This window comes from Vibrio sp. qd031 (genome assembly GCF_002100145.1).
In the GTDB taxonomy this organism is placed as follows: Bacteria; Pseudomonadota; Gammaproteobacteria; order Enterobacterales; family Vibrionaceae; genus Vibrio.
The window spans coordinates 105,726-121,275 of the sequence record NZ_JXQD01000004.1; the positions used below are offsets into that span (position 1 = coordinate 105,726).

17 protein-coding genes and 8 tRNA genes are annotated in these 15,550 nt (G+C 46.0%); 6 read left to right on the forward strand and 19 right to left on the reverse strand.

Annotation, left to right across the window (positions count from 1 at the left end; genetic code table 11):
- Positions 1 to 132 precede the first annotated feature (132 nt).
- The gene (locus ST37_RS03480) at positions 133 to 1,221 is read left to right on the forward strand and encodes a glycerol dehydrogenase (protein WP_084883849.1); all 1,089 of its coding nucleotides are present in this window, start codon (positions 133 to 135) and stop codon (positions 1,219 to 1,221) included.
- A 105-nt stretch (positions 1,222 to 1,326) separates the two neighbouring features.
- Here the strand turns inward: ST37_RS03480 and ST37_RS03485 are convergent, their stop codons facing one another.
- Positions 1,327 to 1,680 (reverse strand): hypothetical protein, encoded by a 354-nt coding sequence (locus ST37_RS03485; protein WP_084883850.1) that lies wholly within the window; start codon positions 1,678 to 1,680, stop codon positions 1,327 to 1,329.
- A 98-nt stretch (positions 1,681 to 1,778) separates the two neighbouring features.
- Between ST37_RS03485 and ST37_RS03490 the strand changes: the two genes are divergently transcribed.
- Entirely contained in the window at positions 1,779 to 2,177 is a 399-nt protein-coding gene (locus tag ST37_RS03490; RefSeq protein WP_084883852.1) for a VOC family protein, read from the forward strand.
- Positions 2,178 to 2,234: 57 nt separating this feature from the next.
- Here ST37_RS03490 and ST37_RS03495 read toward each other — a convergent pair.
- The 11 genes from ST37_RS03495 to mutY form a co-directional block, all read right to left on the reverse strand.
- Positions 2,235 to 2,310, reverse strand: a tRNA-Asn gene (locus ST37_RS03495).
- 133 nt (positions 2,311 to 2,443) lie between these two features.
- A tRNA-Asn gene (locus tag ST37_RS03500) sits at positions 2,444 to 2,519 on the reverse strand.
- A 151-nt stretch (positions 2,520 to 2,670) separates the two neighbouring features.
- Positions 2,671 to 2,746, reverse strand: a tRNA-Phe gene (locus ST37_RS03505).
- A 3-nt stretch (positions 2,747 to 2,749) separates the two neighbouring features.
- Positions 2,750 to 2,825 (reverse strand) — tRNA-Thr (locus ST37_RS03510).
- Between the two features lie 401 nt (positions 2,826 to 3,226).
- Positions 3,227 to 3,302, reverse strand: a tRNA-Asn gene (locus ST37_RS03515).
- Between the two features lie 151 nt (positions 3,303 to 3,453).
- Positions 3,454 to 3,529: transfer RNA gene (locus ST37_RS03520), tRNA-Phe, on the reverse strand.
- Between the two features lie 7 nt (positions 3,530 to 3,536).
- Positions 3,537 to 3,612 (reverse strand) — tRNA-Thr (locus tag ST37_RS03525).
- A 164-nt stretch (positions 3,613 to 3,776) separates the two neighbouring features.
- Positions 3,777 to 3,852, reverse strand: a tRNA-Phe gene (locus ST37_RS03530).
- 117 nt (positions 3,853 to 3,969) lie between these two features.
- A complete protein-coding gene (gene mltC / locus ST37_RS03535; protein ID WP_084883853.1) occupies positions 3,970 to 5,106 on the reverse strand; it encodes a membrane-bound lytic murein transglycosylase MltC in 1,137 nt (378 codons plus the stop codon).
- 84 nt (positions 5,107 to 5,190) lie between these two features.
- Positions 5,191 to 5,463 (reverse strand): oxidative damage protection protein, encoded by a 273-nt coding sequence (locus ST37_RS03540; RefSeq protein ID WP_084883855.1) that lies wholly within the window; start codon positions 5,461 to 5,463, stop codon positions 5,191 to 5,193.
- Entirely contained in the window at positions 5,460 to 6,527 is a 1,068-nt protein-coding gene (mutY, locus tag ST37_RS03545) for an A/G-specific adenine glycosylase (protein ID WP_084883856.1), read from the reverse strand. Before mutY ends, ST37_RS03540 begins: the two co-directional genes overlap by 4 nt.
- Positions 6,528 to 6,681: 154 nt before the next feature.
- Here mutY and trmB point away from each other — a divergent pair, with 154 nt between their 5' ends.
- Both trmB and ST37_RS03555 read left to right on the forward strand, forming a co-directional pair.
- Positions 6,682 to 7,401 (forward strand): tRNA (guanosine(46)-N7)-methyltransferase TrmB, encoded by a 720-nt coding sequence (gene trmB, locus ST37_RS03550; protein ID WP_084883858.1) that lies wholly within the window; start codon positions 6,682 to 6,684, stop codon positions 7,399 to 7,401.
- Positions 7,402 to 7,478: 77 nt separating this feature from the next.
- A complete protein-coding gene (locus ST37_RS03555; RefSeq protein ID WP_084883980.1) occupies positions 7,479 to 8,507 on the forward strand; it encodes a DNA methylase in 1,029 nt (342 codons plus the stop codon).
- A 41-nt stretch (positions 8,508 to 8,548) separates the two neighbouring features.
- On the opposite strand, the gene hemW is transcribed toward ST37_RS03555, so the two are convergent.
- Genes hemW through ST37_RS03590 form a run of 7 tightly spaced genes read right to left on the reverse strand, consistent with a single transcriptional unit; the run spans position 8,549 to position 13,191 of the window.
- Positions 8,549 to 9,703, reverse strand: coding sequence for a radical SAM family heme chaperone HemW (gene hemW, locus ST37_RS03560; RefSeq protein ID WP_084883860.1), 1,155 nt, complete (start codon positions 9,701 to 9,703; stop codon positions 8,549 to 8,551).
- Positions 9,703 to 10,302 carry an XTP/dITP diphosphatase gene (locus tag ST37_RS03565; RefSeq protein WP_084883861.1) on the reverse strand — a complete coding sequence of 200 codons (600 nt, stop codon included), beginning with the start codon at positions 10,300 to 10,302 and terminating at the stop codon, positions 9,703 to 9,705. The genes hemW and ST37_RS03565 overlap by 1 nt, the downstream gene beginning before the upstream one ends.
- A gap of 4 nt (positions 10,303 to 10,306) precedes the next feature.
- Positions 10,307 to 10,738 (reverse strand): DUF4426 domain-containing protein, encoded by a 432-nt coding sequence (locus ST37_RS03570; protein WP_084883863.1) that lies wholly within the window; start codon positions 10,736 to 10,738, stop codon positions 10,307 to 10,309.
- Positions 10,735 to 11,025 (reverse strand): DUF167 family protein YggU, encoded by a 291-nt coding sequence (gene yggU / locus ST37_RS03575; protein WP_084883864.1) that lies wholly within the window; start codon positions 11,023 to 11,025, stop codon positions 10,735 to 10,737. Before yggU ends, ST37_RS03570 begins: the two co-directional genes overlap by 4 nt.
- A gap of 15 nt (positions 11,026 to 11,040) precedes the next feature.
- A complete protein-coding gene (locus tag ST37_RS03580; protein ID WP_084883866.1) occupies positions 11,041 to 11,598 on the reverse strand; it encodes a YggT family protein in 558 nt (185 codons plus the stop codon).
- A 38-nt stretch (positions 11,599 to 11,636) separates the two neighbouring features.
- Entirely contained in the window at positions 11,637 to 12,455 is an 819-nt protein-coding gene (proC, locus tag ST37_RS03585; RefSeq protein ID WP_084883867.1) for a pyrroline-5-carboxylate reductase, read from the reverse strand.
- Between the two features lie 25 nt (positions 12,456 to 12,480).
- On the reverse strand, positions 12,481 to 13,191 hold the full coding sequence (locus ST37_RS03590) for a YggS family pyridoxal phosphate-dependent enzyme (RefSeq protein WP_084883869.1): 711 nt from the start codon (positions 13,189 to 13,191) through the stop codon (positions 12,481 to 12,483).
- A gap of 23 nt (positions 13,192 to 13,214) precedes the next feature.
- Here ST37_RS03590 and ST37_RS03595 point away from each other — a divergent pair, with 23 nt between their 5' ends.
- Together ST37_RS03595 and ST37_RS03600 are read left to right on the forward strand one after the other, a co-directional pair.
- Positions 13,215 to 14,252: a type IV pilus twitching motility protein PilT gene (locus tag ST37_RS03595; protein WP_084883870.1), complete on the forward strand. Its 1,038-nt coding sequence runs from the start codon at positions 13,215 to 13,217 to the stop codon at positions 14,250 to 14,252.
- A gap of 15 nt (positions 14,253 to 14,267) precedes the next feature.
- Complete coding sequence (locus tag ST37_RS03600) at positions 14,268 to 15,374, forward strand: PilT/PilU family type 4a pilus ATPase (RefSeq protein ID WP_084883871.1); 1,107 nt, start codon at positions 14,268 to 14,270, stop codon at positions 15,372 to 15,374.
- Positions 15,375 to 15,550: the final 176 nt, after the last annotated feature.

Here is a 15,550-nt window from a genome sequence, read left to right on the forward strand (position 1 = left end):
TGGGCGGGCTTTGTTTACCCGGTCAAAAACTGGTGGTAAAAAGCGCTGATTCTTTTAGCAGCTTTGCGTATCTGACATAAGATGAGTTCAACAAAAAACATAACCAATAACGTGAAACATAAGGTCTACACAATGGATAAAATAATCATTAGCCCAAGCAAGTACGTACAAGGTAAAAATGTTCTAGGTTCTATCGCTGGATACGTAAAGTCATTGGGCATGAACCCGCTAGCCATCGCGGATGAGTTTGTTACTGGCCTAGTCGGCGACACGGTTAAAGAGAGCTTCGTTAAAGAAGATATGCCACTGACCATGGACGTATTTGGCGGTGAGTGTTCACGTCAAGAGATCGACCGTATTTCAGATATCTGCGCAACTCAACAAGCAGATGTGATCATTGGTATCGGTGGTGGTAAAACGCTAGATACCGCCAAGTCAGTCGCTTTCTACGCGAAAAAACCTGTAGTAGTCGTACCAACCATCGCTTCTACTGATGCACCAACCAGTGCACTTGCGGTTATCTACACACCAGAAGGTGAGTTTGCCGAATACCTAATGATCCCTAAGAACCCAGACATGGTTGTCATGGATACTGCTGTTATCGCAGGCGCTCCAGTTCGTCTCATTGTAGCGGGTATGGGTGATGCACTATCAACTTACTTCGAAGCACGCGCTAACATGACTTCTGGTAAGCCAACTATGGCAGGTGGCGCTCCAACTCGCTCTGCACAAGCTCTGGCTAAGTTATGTTACGAGACTCTGCTTGAAGATGGCCTAAAAGCGAAAGTGGCCGTAGAAAATGGTGTATGTACCACTGCGGTAGAAAACATCATTGAAGCGAACACTTACCTAAGTGGCATCGGCTTTGAAAGTAGCGGCCTTGCAGCAGCGCACGCTATCCACAACGGTCTAACCAAACTTGAAGAGTGTCACCACCTTTACCACGGCGAGAAAGTGGCGTTCGGTACACTGACCCAGCTGGTACTAGAAAACGCACCTCTGGAAGAAATTGATACAGTTATTGGCTTCTGCCGCGAAATTGGTTTGCCGACTAACTTGTTTGAAATGGGTGTTAAAGAGATCGACCACGCTAAACTGATGGAAGTGGCTGAAGGTGCAACCGCTGAAGGTGAAACTATTCACAACATGCCTTTCCCAGTGAATGCAGAAAGCGTATATGCGGCGATTCTAACGGCGCACCAGCTTGGCCTAGAAGGCTAACTAACTAGAACTACAAAGTGAAACTACAAGGTCTGGCAATTTGCCAGACCTTTTTTTATTCCTAGTTCTAACTTACCTTGAAGCTACATCATGCTGCCAAAATTGCTATGGATGCAGGACTTTGGTGTCCACTTTCTGTTTGCCCAATATCTCAGCCTTTCGATTCAATAATTGTTGAGAAAAAATCTGGCTATTAATAAACATCTTTTGCCTTTCCATAGAGACTAAAAGCTGCGCTTTTAGATTCTCTGCACGGCGATCAAGTTGTGCATACTGCTTTGTACCTGCTTCAACGCTGGCCATCTGTTTGTATAGGTCGAGTATGCTTCTGTACAGCATGGCCTCAAACGATGAGCGTTTACCTGAAGTAGGGTTCTTAGCTGGTGTGTCCTTACCTTCAGCCTTGCGTTTTTCCCACGACTTAATTTGGTTTTCGGTAAGAATGTCAAAAGCGTCCATAACTCGACGAACCTCCGTTACTGTACGACACTATTACAGTGTAATAAGTGCTCGTTAAAATAGCGTGATGGGCCTTACAAGACCAAAAAGGGACAACTATGAATACACTTACACCATACCTATTTTTTAACGGAGAGTGCGCTGAAGCGTTAGACTTTTATTGTGCGGTATTTGAAGGGGAAATTGGCGATAAACAGCTTTATTCTGAAGCACCTCAAACTTTTGAAGGCGCCGATCCTAACTGGGTCATGCACGCTACCTTTGAGTGTGATTTATTTACCTTAATGATGTCTGACGGTACTCGCGCGCAAACAGACAAAGGGGTCGCGTTTTCTCTCGAAATGAATGATCGTGCTAAACAGAAAATGATTTTTGATAGGTTGGCAGAAGAGGGGGAAGTGGTGATGCCTTTAGAAGATACCTTTTGGGGAGCACACTTTGGCCAAGTTGCCGATAAATATGGATTTCGCTGGATGTTGCATTGCAGTGATAGCTAGAGTCTCTATACCCCATAAAGAAAAAAGCTCTGGTCAAATGACCAGAGCTTTTTAATGTGGCTCCCCCTTCCGGACTCGAACCAGAGACATACGGATTAACAGTCCGCCGTTCTACCAACTGAACTAAGGGGGAACAATTCTTTTGTAGAATTGCTTTTCTTTCTAAAACATCACTATTAACTAGTGGTGCTTCTGCAGCTTCGCTGAGAATTATATCTGTCTGAGAAAGAAAAAAGCTCTGGTCAAATGACCAAAGCTTCTTAATGTGGCTCCCCCTTCCGGACTCGAACCAGAGACATACGGATTAACAGTCCGCCGTTCTACCAACTGAACTAAGGGGGAACAATTCTTTTACAGAATCGCTTTTTCGTTTTAAAAGCAACACTATTGAATAGTGGTGCTCGAGGCGGAATCGAACGCGGACGGCTAGTTCACCGACACGTTGCAGCTCCACTGCAAAACAAATTTTCTAAAAGCAACACTATTGAAATAGTGGTGCCTCGAGGCGGAATCGAACCACCGACACGAGGATTTTCAATCCTCTGCTCTACCGACTGAGCTATCGAGGCAAATGGTGCCGACTACCGGAATCGAACTGGTGACCTACTGATTACAAGTCAGTTGCTCTACCTACTGAGCTAAGTCGGCGACGGGGTGTATTAAACGGTTTTTGCCCTCTGGCGTCAACAGAAAAATTCAATAAATTGTGCGTTTGATGGTTTTCTGTTCTCAGTGAGCCATTTTTGGACATTATGTGTAAAAAGCAGTCTGTCTGATTGAAGGTAGTGGTGGTTTAAAACTACATGAAAGTGCTAACTGAGAGGGGAATTGAGAGTTTTAACTGTTTTCTAGGTGTATATAAAGTCTATGTGAAGTACGGAAAGTTTAAGTTCCATTCGGTGCTTGCTAATTGACGGGTGGGTACTTAAAAAAAGGTAGCGGTATTCAAGGTAGTTGAATGCTCAGGCTATCGTCAATGCGATGAAAATAGTTTTCAGTGGCGTTAGAAAAGAAAAAAGCTCTGGCCAAATGACCAGAGCTTTCTAATGTGGCTCCCCCTTCCGGACTCGAACCAGAGACATACGGATTAACAGTCCGCCGTTCTACCAACTGAACTAAGGGGGAACAATTCTTGTTAGAATTGCTTTTACTTTAGCAACACTATAAATAGTGGTGCCTCGAGGCGGAATCGAACGCGGACGGCTAGTTCACCGACGCGTTGCAGCCTCGCTGCAAAATTAATTGCACTTTCATAAAGCAACACTTAAAAAATAAGTGGTGCCTCGAGGCGGAATCGAACCACCGACACGAGGATTTTCAATCCTCTGCTCTACCGACTGAGCTATCGAGGCAAATAGATGGTGCCGACTACCGGAGTCGAACTGGTGACCTACTGATTACAAGTCAGTTGCTCTACCTACTGAGCTAAGTCGGCACACTAAATGCTTTTTCTTCGGTTTTGATTGTTAACGTTGCAACTTTCAACACCAAATAAATAATGGAGTCTCGAGGCGGAATCGAACGCGGACGGCTAGTTCACCGACACGTCACAGCTTTGCTGTGAATCACGTTGCTCTTTATCAAGACCACTATAAAAAATGGTGCCTCGAGGCGGAATCGAACCACCGACACGAGGATTTTCAATCCTCTGCTCTACCGACTGAGCTATCGAGGCAACGGAGCGCTATTAAACGGATTTTCTCGGCTTCCGTCAACTGATTTTTTCAAAATTAGGCAAATAAAAATTCATTTGCTGAGTATTTGCACACTTTTGACGATTAAGCCTCAAAAATCACCCTTTGCCTTTGTTGAACTCGGCTTTGTAGTTGGTGACTTTTTCTAAATATCGTCTTGCTTCCGCATTGGAATGCTTGTTGGTTAGCGCCCAATACACCTGATTTGGCTGTAACGAGTTGAGCTTGCTCATTGCGTTACTGCGGCTGTTTCTATCAAATGTATTTAACACGCCCCCAGAGCCTCCGTTGTACGCGGAAATCATGCTGTACTCCAATGACAGAGGATTTTGCACATCTTTAAGATAGCGATTTTTCAAAATGTGAAAATAGGCAGTACCTGTATCGATGTTGTTTTCTGGGTTAAATAGATACTCTGGAGTAGGGATCCCCGGCTTCTTTTTGACCAACTTAAAGACATCGGCTCCTGCTGTTTTTGGCACCACTTGCATCAACCCATAAGCGTTAGCCCAACTGACAGCGTAGGGGTTAAAACTGCTCTCTGTTTTAATGATCGCGTAGATCAAATCCTCTGGAATATCATAGCGTTGAGATGCTCTCTGGACAATGTCTGAGTATTTGTAACTGCGTAGCTCAAAGTGCTGTTGAACCATTGGGATCTCAACATAGTGAGCGACTTTGAAATCAATTTGCTTAGTTTTTATTTCGTTGGCAATTAGATGATCAGCAAACTTTCCGGCTCGCCAACTCCACTGTATCGGTTGTCCATTTTGATCAACAACCTGCTTATACAAAAAGGGTTCGCCCGTTAATCGTATATTTTGTGACGAAAATAGATCGACCTGCATTGGGTCATCAGGAGTTAGCAGGGTCGTGACAATAGCAGTACGTAAATGTTTTTTCGGATCTTCAGTGGCAACGGTCGAAATTGTGATTTTACCGGTAGCAAAGTTTACTTCTGCACGGCTTTGGTAGTTATCGATGTATTTGACGTAATTGCTACGGCCGGCGATCTTAACTTCATTACGGCCCCAGCGTTTTTCGATGTCGCCAGAAAAATTAGTGATAAGGCGATCAAGCGCGTCAGTATCTCGCTCAAATTGGCCGGGTAGGCGAGCAAGGTTGGTAGCAAAACGATTGGTTGGCTCGTAGTTAACGTCGTACATGCCTTCGATAAATTCTCGGCTACAACCGACCAACGTAAGTAATAAAACAATAAATGGGAGATTTTTCATACAGCGTAGGAAGAGGTACCCATGTCACATCGGCATGCAGATGACATGCACGGGTATTGGGTACCAATTTGTTCCAATGGTCTCTTATTCGCTAGGAGGAGTGTAGCCTTCAATCACAATGTCTTGGCCTTCAAAAAGGAATTTGACCATTTCACCTTCTAACAACTTACGGTGCTCTGGATCCATCATGTTCAACTTTTTCTCGTTGATCAGCATAGTCTGTTTAGATTGCCATTCACCCCATGCTTGTTTGGAGATGTTATCAAAGATTCGTTTGCCCAAATCACCAGGGTAAAGTTGAAAATCGAGACCTTCGGCGTCTTGTTTTAGACGGGCACAAAATACGGTGCGGCTCATAAGGATTCCTTTTGATTAAGTTCGTAAGGGAGTGACTCTAAAAGCTGTTTGACAGGTGCAGCCAGCCCTACTTGAATCGGATTGGTTAAGTTATACCAGATACCGTTTCCTTGTTCCATGATAACGCTTGGGCGCTGAGCTAATTTTACCAATACGGGATTAATGTCTAAATGATAGTGGCTAAAGGTGTGTCTAAAACCATTGAGGTGTTCGGTAGAGTGAACCGCTGAATGTGGTATTGAAAGAGCCTCTAAAACTTGCTCTGGTTGGTGGTTGTCTCGCTCTGGAAAGCAGTGTAACCCCCCCCAGATGCCACTGCTTGGTCTCTGCTCAAGCCAGATCTCGTTTTCACAATGAATTAGGTAGAACCAAGCAGCCTTTACCGGCTTCTCTTTCTTGGGCTTTTTACCTGGATAATCGGTTTGACTGCCTTGTTCATTGGCTACGCAACTTGACGATACCGGGCAAAGGCCACACTTAGGCTTGGTTCGCGTGCACACCAGCGCCCCTATATCCATCATCGCTTGGTTGTAATCTTCAACCTCGGTTTTAGGTGTCAACTGCTCTGCAACCTCCCAAAGAGCATTCTCGACGGTTTTTTTACCTGGCCACCCTGCAATGGCGTTGTGCCGTGCAAGTACCCGTTTTACATTCCCATCAAGAATGGCATGAGGCTGATTGTATACCGAAGAGAGAATCGCAGCCGCGGTAGAACGACCGACACCGGGAAGCGCATTCATCTGCTCGAGCGTGAGAGGAAACTCACCACCGTACTCAGATGTCACTACTTTAGCCGCTTTATGCAGGTTACGAGCTCTAGCGTAATAGCCAAGACCCGTCCAAAGATGCAACACCGAGTCTATGTCTGCATTCGCCAGCGACTCAACGTCGGGAAACGTCTCTACAAATCGTTCAAAGTAAGGGATCACCGTGGCGACTTGGGTCTGCTGAAGCATCACTTCCGACAGCCATACGCGGTAAGCTGTTTTACCCTGTTGCCACGGTAAGTTCTTACGGCCGTAGTCTTGATACCAAGTTAAGATGTTTCGCGCAAAAGGAGTCATTATTGTTCATTGATTGCTGATAGTGCGACGCATTGCAACATAGAACTGCGGTCAATAAAACCCTCAAAAATCTATGGGGATCGCAATAAAACTTGCACCATGAACTATTCTTTGGATAATTCTCGCTTCGAATGAAATAAGAGCAGACAGATCAATGAGTGACGTAACCACCAATGAATACACCGAAGACGGTAAGCTGATACGTAAAGTACGTAGCTTTGTTCGTCGTGAAGGGCGCCTAACCAAAGGCCAACAAAAAGCACTGGATGAGTGCTGGCCAACAATGGGTATTGATTACCAAGAGCAGCTTTTGGTTTGGAAAGAGGTGTTTGGCAATGACAACCCAGTCGTGCTTGAAATAGGATTTGGTATGGGTGCGTCGTTGGTCGAAATGGCTAAGGCCGCGCCAAATAAAAACTTCATTGGTATTGAGGTTCATAGCCCGGGTGTGGGTGCTTGTTTGTCGTCTGCTCAAGAAGCGGGTGTGACGAATTTGCGCGTCATGTGCCACGACGCGGTTGAAGTGTTCGCCAATATGATCCCTGAAAGCAGTTTAGCGACGGTGCAACTGTTCTTCCCAGACCCTTGGCATAAAAAACGTCACCATAAGCGTCGCATCGTTCAATTAGGCTTTGCTGAGATGGTGCGCAGCAAGTTGCAGTTGGAGACTGGCATATTTCATATGGCGACCGATTGGGAAAACTATGCAGAGCACATGATTGAAATCATGGAGCAAGCGCCTGGTTACGCTAATATTGCGACTGAGGGACCTTACATTCCTCGTCCAGATGAAAGACCATTAACTAAATTTGAAGCTCGCGGACATCGTCTTGGTCACGGTGTGTGGGACATAAAATATAAACGTACTGCCTAGCTCCATTTGTAGGTTTACGTCCGATTCACATACAAGCCGTGGGAAAAGCTTACCGCTTTAAAAGATTCATGAGTACGATCCATAAATACGTCATTTTGGCTAATCCTGGTCACAATCGCATCTATTTCGAGGCTGCACTATCGATAGCGCACTCCGAAATTACTGCGATGTTAGCAGGGTTAAATATTCACGTTGAAACGTCACTCGACAGTGATATCGGCTTACCCGCCGCACTGGCGTTTTCAACAACCGAAGCGTTGTCCCAAGAGGCCCAAACGCGGCTCACAGGGGCGTCTATTTATTACGCGCTGTTTGAAGTTGTTGAAGGCGATCTGCTCAGACCTTTGTCGCCAGAGCCGACTCATACTTTTCCACAAAGTATGAGTCAAATCTTGCGTTATACCGGTAAAACCAACGAGCAATTTACTCGGCTGATGATCAATCTCGCGGTCAGTGCGGCTCAAACCAACTCCGAACAGATCACCTTGCTAGATCCCATGTGTGGCAAAGGAACAACGCTATACGAAGGGTTGATCCAAGGGCTCAATGTTGTTGGTGTCGAGATAAACCCCAAGTCGGTTCATGAAATTCAAACCTTTATCGTTAAGTTCATGAAGAACGGTCGCTTTAAGCACAAAACTCAAAAGCTTAAGCAGTCGGCACAAGGTAAAAAAGTGGCTGACGGTTTTTTACTAGAAGCTGCGGCTAAAAAAGAGGCGTTTAATGCAGGCGATACTCAGCAACTGAGGCTTTACGCAGCGGACACTCGCATTGCCGATCAGGTGCTTAAAAAGAACAGCTGTGACGTAATGGTGTCTGATTTGCCTTATGGGGTGCAGCATGGCAGTAAGTCCGCAAAAGACGTAAAAATGGCGCGCAGCCCTCTAGAGCTGGTGGATGATTCGTTACATGCGTGGAAAGCGGTGTTAAAACCGAAAGGCGCGATTGTACTTAGCTTTAATGAGTTTACGCTTAAGTGGCGCAGCCTCGCTCAAGTCTTCGAAAACCATGGGTTTAAAGTGCTCAGTGAAGCGCCATACTCTGGGTATTTGCACAAAGTCGACTCTTCCATCAATCGCAATATTTTGGTCGCGGTTAAGCCGTAAAAAAATGGGGTCAGAGTCGAATGACTCTGACCCCATTTTATTTAGACAAATAGAGCCAACAGGTCGTTAAGGAATAGCTTTCCTTTTTGAGTGATCTGCCAATGATCTTCACTTTCTTCTAAATAGCCTAAATTGATTGCTTCCAGAACGGGCGTGTTTATCGCCTCTAGCGGTAGCCCAGTACGCGATACAAATTCTTGCTTTGGGCAACTCTCTAGCAATCTAAAGCGATTCATAAAGAACTCAAACGGGCGCTCTTCTTGGCTGACTTGGCTCTCATCACTTAAATATTCTTTAGTTAGGTCTAGATACCCGCGAGGGTGTTTTACTTTAACTGTTCGTGTGATGGTGCCGTCTTCGAAACTGAGCTTGCCATGGGCGCCACAGCCAATGCCTAAATAATCACCGTAACGCCAATAGTTAAGATTGTGCTGGCACTGATAACCAGGCTTGCTGTATCCAGAGGTTTCATATTGGATGTAACCCGCTTCAGACAGTAGTTCATGCCCTTTTTCAAAGATATCCCATAAATCATCGTCATCGGGCAAGACGGGTGGTTTGGAATAGAAAGAGGTATTAGGCTCAATCGTCAGTTGGTACCATGACAAGTGGGGTGGATTAAGCTCAATCGCCATTTTTAAATCATCAATCGCTTGTTGTGGGGATTGATTTGGCAGGCCGTGCATTAAGTCTAAGTTAAAGCTATTCAGACCAATAGTATGAGCCAGTTTTGCGGCGGTTAACGCTTCTTGTTTGCCGTGAATACGACCAAGGGTCAATAGCTTTTCTTGCTCAAAGCTCTGTACACCGATAGAAATACGAGTAACACCCGCAACCACGTATTGCGCGAAACGCTCGGCTTCGACAGTACCTGGATTGGCTTCCATGGTGATTTCGATGTTGCCTGAAAAATCAATTCGCTGCTTAATACCATCGAGCAAGCGACCGATATGCTGAGGCTCTATCAGGCTTGGAGTTCCGCCACCAATGAATATTGATGTCAGTGGCCTCGCACTTGGAGATATCTGGTAGCGCTTTAAGTCGATGTCCAAATCTTCAAGCAGAGCATCAATATATTGCGCTTGAGGGATCTCACCTTTTTGAGCGTGCGAGTTAAAATCGCAATAGGGGCACTTTTGTACACACCATGGGATGTGTACATACAAGCTTAGAGGCGGTGGTGTGATGGTCACGATTATTGCTGCGCTTTGAGTTGAGCAAAGAGCGACGCCAATGCTTTACCGCGGTGTGACAGCTGCTTCTTGCGTGCAGGGTCTAACTGAGCCGACGCACAATCCTCCTCAGGAACGTAAAATACAGGGTCGTAACCAAAACCATTGCTGCCGTGGGCGCGAGTAAGGATACGGCCTTCCCACTTACCATGGGCAATCAGTGGCGTTGGATCCGCCGCATGACGCATCAACACCAATACGCAATGAAAGCGTGCAGTGCGCTGCGACTCTTCAACGCCTTGCATCTCTTGCAATAGCTTATTGAGGTTCTTCTCATCGGTAGCGCCCTCCCCAGAGAAGCGCGCAGAATAGATACCCGGTGCGCCTTTAAGGTAATCGACTTCAAGCCCAGAATCGTCAGCAATGGCGGGAAGACCTGAGATCTTTGCAGCATGACGCGCTTTGATGATGGCATTTTCAATAAAGGTCGTGCCAGTTTCTGGGACATCGGGAACATCAAATTCACTTTGTGCGTGCACAGTAAAACCAAACTCCGATAGCAGATCTGCCATCTCTTTGACTTTGCCTTGGTTGCCAGTGGCTAAAACGATCGATTGGGTCATGGGATCACTCTTGGGTGTAGAAAGTTTGTTGGAAATTAATTGGGCCTTTACCTTTTAGCTGGCCATCAATATTAATCGTAAATCTTAGCAATTCCTCATTAGTAATCGGGAATTGAGCAATGTAGTAAATAGCATTGCCTTCTTTAATGGGCTTGAAGTCGAGCTTACGCTGGCTACCCAGCAAGTTCTTGGCGCTGCCTGTCACTTTGGCTTCAATCGCGGGTTTACCAGCTTGATAGCGGTCTAAAACGCTAATTGAGATAACACCATTATAGCCACTTCGTTTAATGTCGTAGCTGCGGGCAACTTCTGCAGTCAAAAACTGTGCATTGAATGCCGAGTAGTGCACTTCTAAGTCTTTGATGTTTTGAAATTGAGCTGCTATGGAAAAGGGTGAAATTAGACAAGCTAGCAAGGTAAATATTCGAAGAGTCATAACAGTGATTCAATCTCTTTAGGTAGGGTGGAAGGGGAGTCTAATAACACCTGTTTATGGCGTCCTTGCATCCCTTTCTCTATGTGTATTGAGCCTTTGGGTAAGCCAAACCATTTACTTAGCAGCTTAACCAAGTGGGCATTGGCTTTACCGTCAATGGGCGGTGCGGTAATCGCTATTTTTAGTTCATCACCATGCTCGCCGACGATTTTATCGCGACTGGCTTTAGGTTGAACGTAAAGGCGAAGCACAATGGCTTCGCCTTTTTTACTATACCAAGAGGGCATGACGATACTTATTGCCTAGGCCATATACCAAAGGTTGCCTAAGAAATCACCCATAAGCATGTTGGCGAATTGTAGCAAAATAATCACAATCAACAAACTTAGGTCAATACCGCCTAAATCGGGCAATAGGCGACGAATAGGGGCTAAGAAAGGTTCAGACAGCTGTGAAAAAACATACTCAATTGGGCTGCGACCTTGACTTACCCAGCTCATGATAGCGCGGATAATTAACACCCAGAATACTAGGTGACCAAATTGTTTAACCACCGATAGCGCAGAAAGCAGTATTAGCGTGGTATCAAATTTCACCGCACCTGCTGAAGCAACAAGCACCAACAGCGTATATTTTAGTAGCGTCACTAAATACGCAAAGACGATTGTGGCGAGATCTAAACTTCCAATTGAGGGAATAACTCGACGCAGTGGCGCGACGAAAGGTTGGGTCGCTTTAACCACAAACTGAGAGAATGGATTGTAAAAGTCCGCGCGTGCGGCTTGAAGCCAAATACGCATTAAGACCACCATAATGTAGAGGTCAAATACGACTTGGATTAAAAAAGTTACTGACTGCATAGTGCGTCCTCTTAATAATGTATGAGCACCAATAGGGCTTAAATTTGTGATTCCATCTCTTCAGCGCGTGTCACAGCCGCTTGCATGGCTTTGGCTACTATATCGCTAAGATTGTGCTGATTAAAGGTTGCGAGTGCTTGAGCTGTCGTTCCGCCTTTCGAAGTCACTTGCTCTCGAAGTGTTGATAACCCTAAATCGGGGTTCGCAACCACCATTTCCGCTGCACCTAATGCGGTTTGCTGCACTAACATTCTCGCGGTGTTCTCATCAAACCCCTGTGCAATGGCTTCTTGTTGCATCGCTTCCATAAACAAGAAAAAGTAAGCCGGTGCACTGCCTGCCGCGGCGATAATATTATTGATCCCCGCTTCCGTGTCGACCCAGCATACTTTACCCACTGCAGACATTAATTGGTCTGAGAAGGTTTTGTCTGACTCAGAGACACTGTTTGGAGCGTATATGCCACTCATGCCTTCACCAATCAATGCCGGAGTATTAGGCATAACACGGACCAGTTGCAATGATTGTTCAAACATTGCCTCCAGGCGTTCACAGGTTATTCCAGCGGCTATGGATATAATCAACTTTGATGATAAATCGAGAGCCTTTAATTCTGCAGCGACCACTTCCATCATTTGCGGTTTGACCGCCAGCACAATGACGTCAGCAGATTTAGCTGCAACGACATTGCTCGATGACGTATTGATGCCAAATTCAGTGGAAATTGCGGTGCGAGTTGACTCACTTGGCGCAGTCGCGATGATCTGTTGTTTCGGATAATCACTGCTGAGCATGCCAGCGATAATAGAGCGCGTCATATTGCCCGCTCCAATAAATGCTATTTCTCTAAATTCCATTCAGCTTTACTTCCTACGTCATAATCTAATTGTGGTTACTGTAGTCACGAGCACCAAAGATTGCGGTGCCTATGCGAACCATAGTGCTTCCTGCTTCTACCGCGGCTTGCATATCGCCACTCATACCCATGGATAATGTATCTATACTGTTGATGGTGCTTTCGAGCGAGATTTTCAAGTCTTTCAACGCGTTGAATGCGGCAAGTTGCTCGCTATATTGGGTAACATTTGCGGGAATAGACATTAATCCGCGAAGCTTAAGATTAGGCAGGGCGTCAATGTATTGAGCGAGCTTCAGTACCTCTTTCGGGTCTATACCAGACTTGCTCTGTTCGCCGCTGGTATTCACTTGAATAAGCACATTAAGAGGTGCCATCTCTGATGGACGCTGATCGCTGAGTCTTTTGGCTATTTTTTCACGATCGATAGAGTGAACCCAGTCGAAATTTTCAGCGATAAGCTTAGTTTTGTTCGATTGGATGGGGCCGATGAAGTGCCAATCGAGATTTTTCTCGGTATAGTGTTCGTTAAAATATTGAATTTTATCAACACCTTCTTGGACGTAGTTTTCGCCAAAGCAGCGTTGCCCCGCCTCGATTGCCTGCTCGATGGCTTCTATAGGTTTGGTTTTACTTACCGCCAAAAGTTGCACAGAGCCGGTTGGGCGACCAAACTTAGCTTCAAAGCTGTTCAATTCGCGATTAAGCGAGTCTAAATTGTGTTGGATTGTGCTCATATCAGTTTTTATAAGGAAATTAGATGGATATTGCTGAGTTATTGGATTTTAGTGTAAAGCATAATGCCTCAGATCTACACCTTTCTGCGGGAGTTCCTCCAATGGTGCGCATTGATGGCGATGTTCGCAAATTAGGTGTTCCTGCGTTTTCACATTCTGATGTGCACAAATTGGTGTTCGAAATCATGAACGACGCACAGCGTGCTGAGTTTGAAGAAAAGCTGGAAGTCGACTTTTCCTTTGAATTACCTCAGGTTGGGCGTTTTCGCGTGAACGCGTTTAATCAAGCAAGAGGCTGCTCGGCAGTGTTTCGTACCATCCCTGTCGAAATCCCAAGCCTTGAGCAGCTCAACTGCCCTGAGGTTTTTGAGCAGATCGCCAATTATGAACGTGGTTTGGTGTTAGTGACTGGACCTACAGGGTCGGGTAAATCAACCACGTTGGCCGCAATGGTGGATTACATTAATCAGAACCACAACAAACACATATTGACCATTGAAGATCCTATTGAGTTTGTTCATCCAGACAAAAAGTGCCTAATCAACCAGCGTGAGGTGCATCGCGATACCCACTCATTTAAAGCGGCACTTCGTTCTGCGTTGCGTGAAGATCCAGACGTTATATTAGTGGGCGAGCTTCGAGATCAAGAAACCATCAGTCTCGCGCTTACTGCAGCAGAAACCGGTCACCTCGTGTTTGGTACGCTCCACACTAGTTCGGCCGCTAAGACGATTGACCGGATCATTGATGTGTTTCCAGGTGCCGATAAGGCCATGGTACGTTCAATGTTATCGGAATCGTTGCGCGCTGTTATTGCTCAAAAATTACTTAAGCGAACGGGGGGAGGACGAGTGGCTTGTCACGAAATAATGATCGCTAATCCAGCCATCCGTAACCTCATTCGAGAAGATAAAGTTGCCCAGATGTACTCAATCATTCAAACCGGTGCAACGCTGGGTATGACCACAATGGAGCAAGCGGGCAAACAGTTAATGATGAAAGGCGAGGTTGAGCGTAGCGAAGTCGAACAAAAAATTGGTCTTGATAGCGGAAGCTTTTAGCTTAGGAGCACGATAATGGAACTCAAACAAATGCTGGACACCATGGTGAGCTTAAAGGCTTCCGATGTCTATATTACTGTTGGCGCTCCGTGTTTGTTTCGCGTCGACGGTGAGCTTCGCGCCAATGGCGACAAATTACATCAGTCTGGTGTCACGGCGCTGCTCGATTCGATGATGGATAATGATCGTCGCAAAGATTACCGCGAGACGCGAGAGTCCAATTTCGCCATAGTGCGAGATGGTGGCCGATTTAGGGTCAGTGCCTTTTTCCAGCGTGAGTTACCAGGGGCGGTGATCCGCCGGATCGAAACTGAGATCCCTACCTTTGAACAGTTGAAATTACCGGACGTTTTGAAAGATCTTGCTGTTGCTAAGCGAGGATTGATCTTAGTAGTGGGCGCCACCGGGTCGGGTAAATCTACCACGATGGCAGCGATGACTGGTTATCGAAATCAACATCGTAGCGGCCACATACTAACGGTTGAAGATCCTATCGAATTTGTTCATGAGCATCAAAACTGCATCGTAACTCAACGTGAAGTTGGGCTAGACACTGCAAGTTACGAAGTGGCGCTAAAAAACTCGCTCAGGCAAGCGCCAGACATGATTTTGATCGGTGAAATCCGCAGCCGAGAAACCATGGAATATGCGATGACCTTTGCTGAAACAGGGCACTTGTGTATGGCAACATTACACGCCAATAACGCCAACCAAGCCCTAGAGCGGATCATGCACTTAGTGCCTAAAGATCGACGCGATCAGTTTTTGCTGGATCTTTCACTAAACCTCAAAGGTGTCATTGGTCAGCAGTTGCTGCGGGATAAAAGTGGCGAAGGGCGGCACGGCGTGTTTGAGATCTTACTTAATAGCCCAAGAGTGTCCGATTTAATCCGTAAAGGGGAGACTCACGAACTTAAAACTACGATGGCGAAATCTAATGAAGTTGGCATGTGTACTTTTGATCAGTCTCTGTACCAATTAGTGATTGACGATAAGATCACCGAGGAGGAAGCCATGCACAGTGCCGACTCTGCTAACGATTTACGATTGATGATCAAAACCCAGCGTGGCGACGCCATCGCGAGTGGCTCGCTTGCCAATGTGCAGATCGATATGGATTAGACACTGCAGCTTCGCACTGCCAGTGGCTCATTGGCCGATGTGACGATTGATATGGGTAGAGTTCAGTGCAATACCGTGCGGTGGTTGCGAAGCAAGCACCTCACGGTAGTGAATCTTAGCTACCGGTACATCTTCGCAAGCGAAAATGGGCCGGTATCGGCGCAGGGATCAGTACC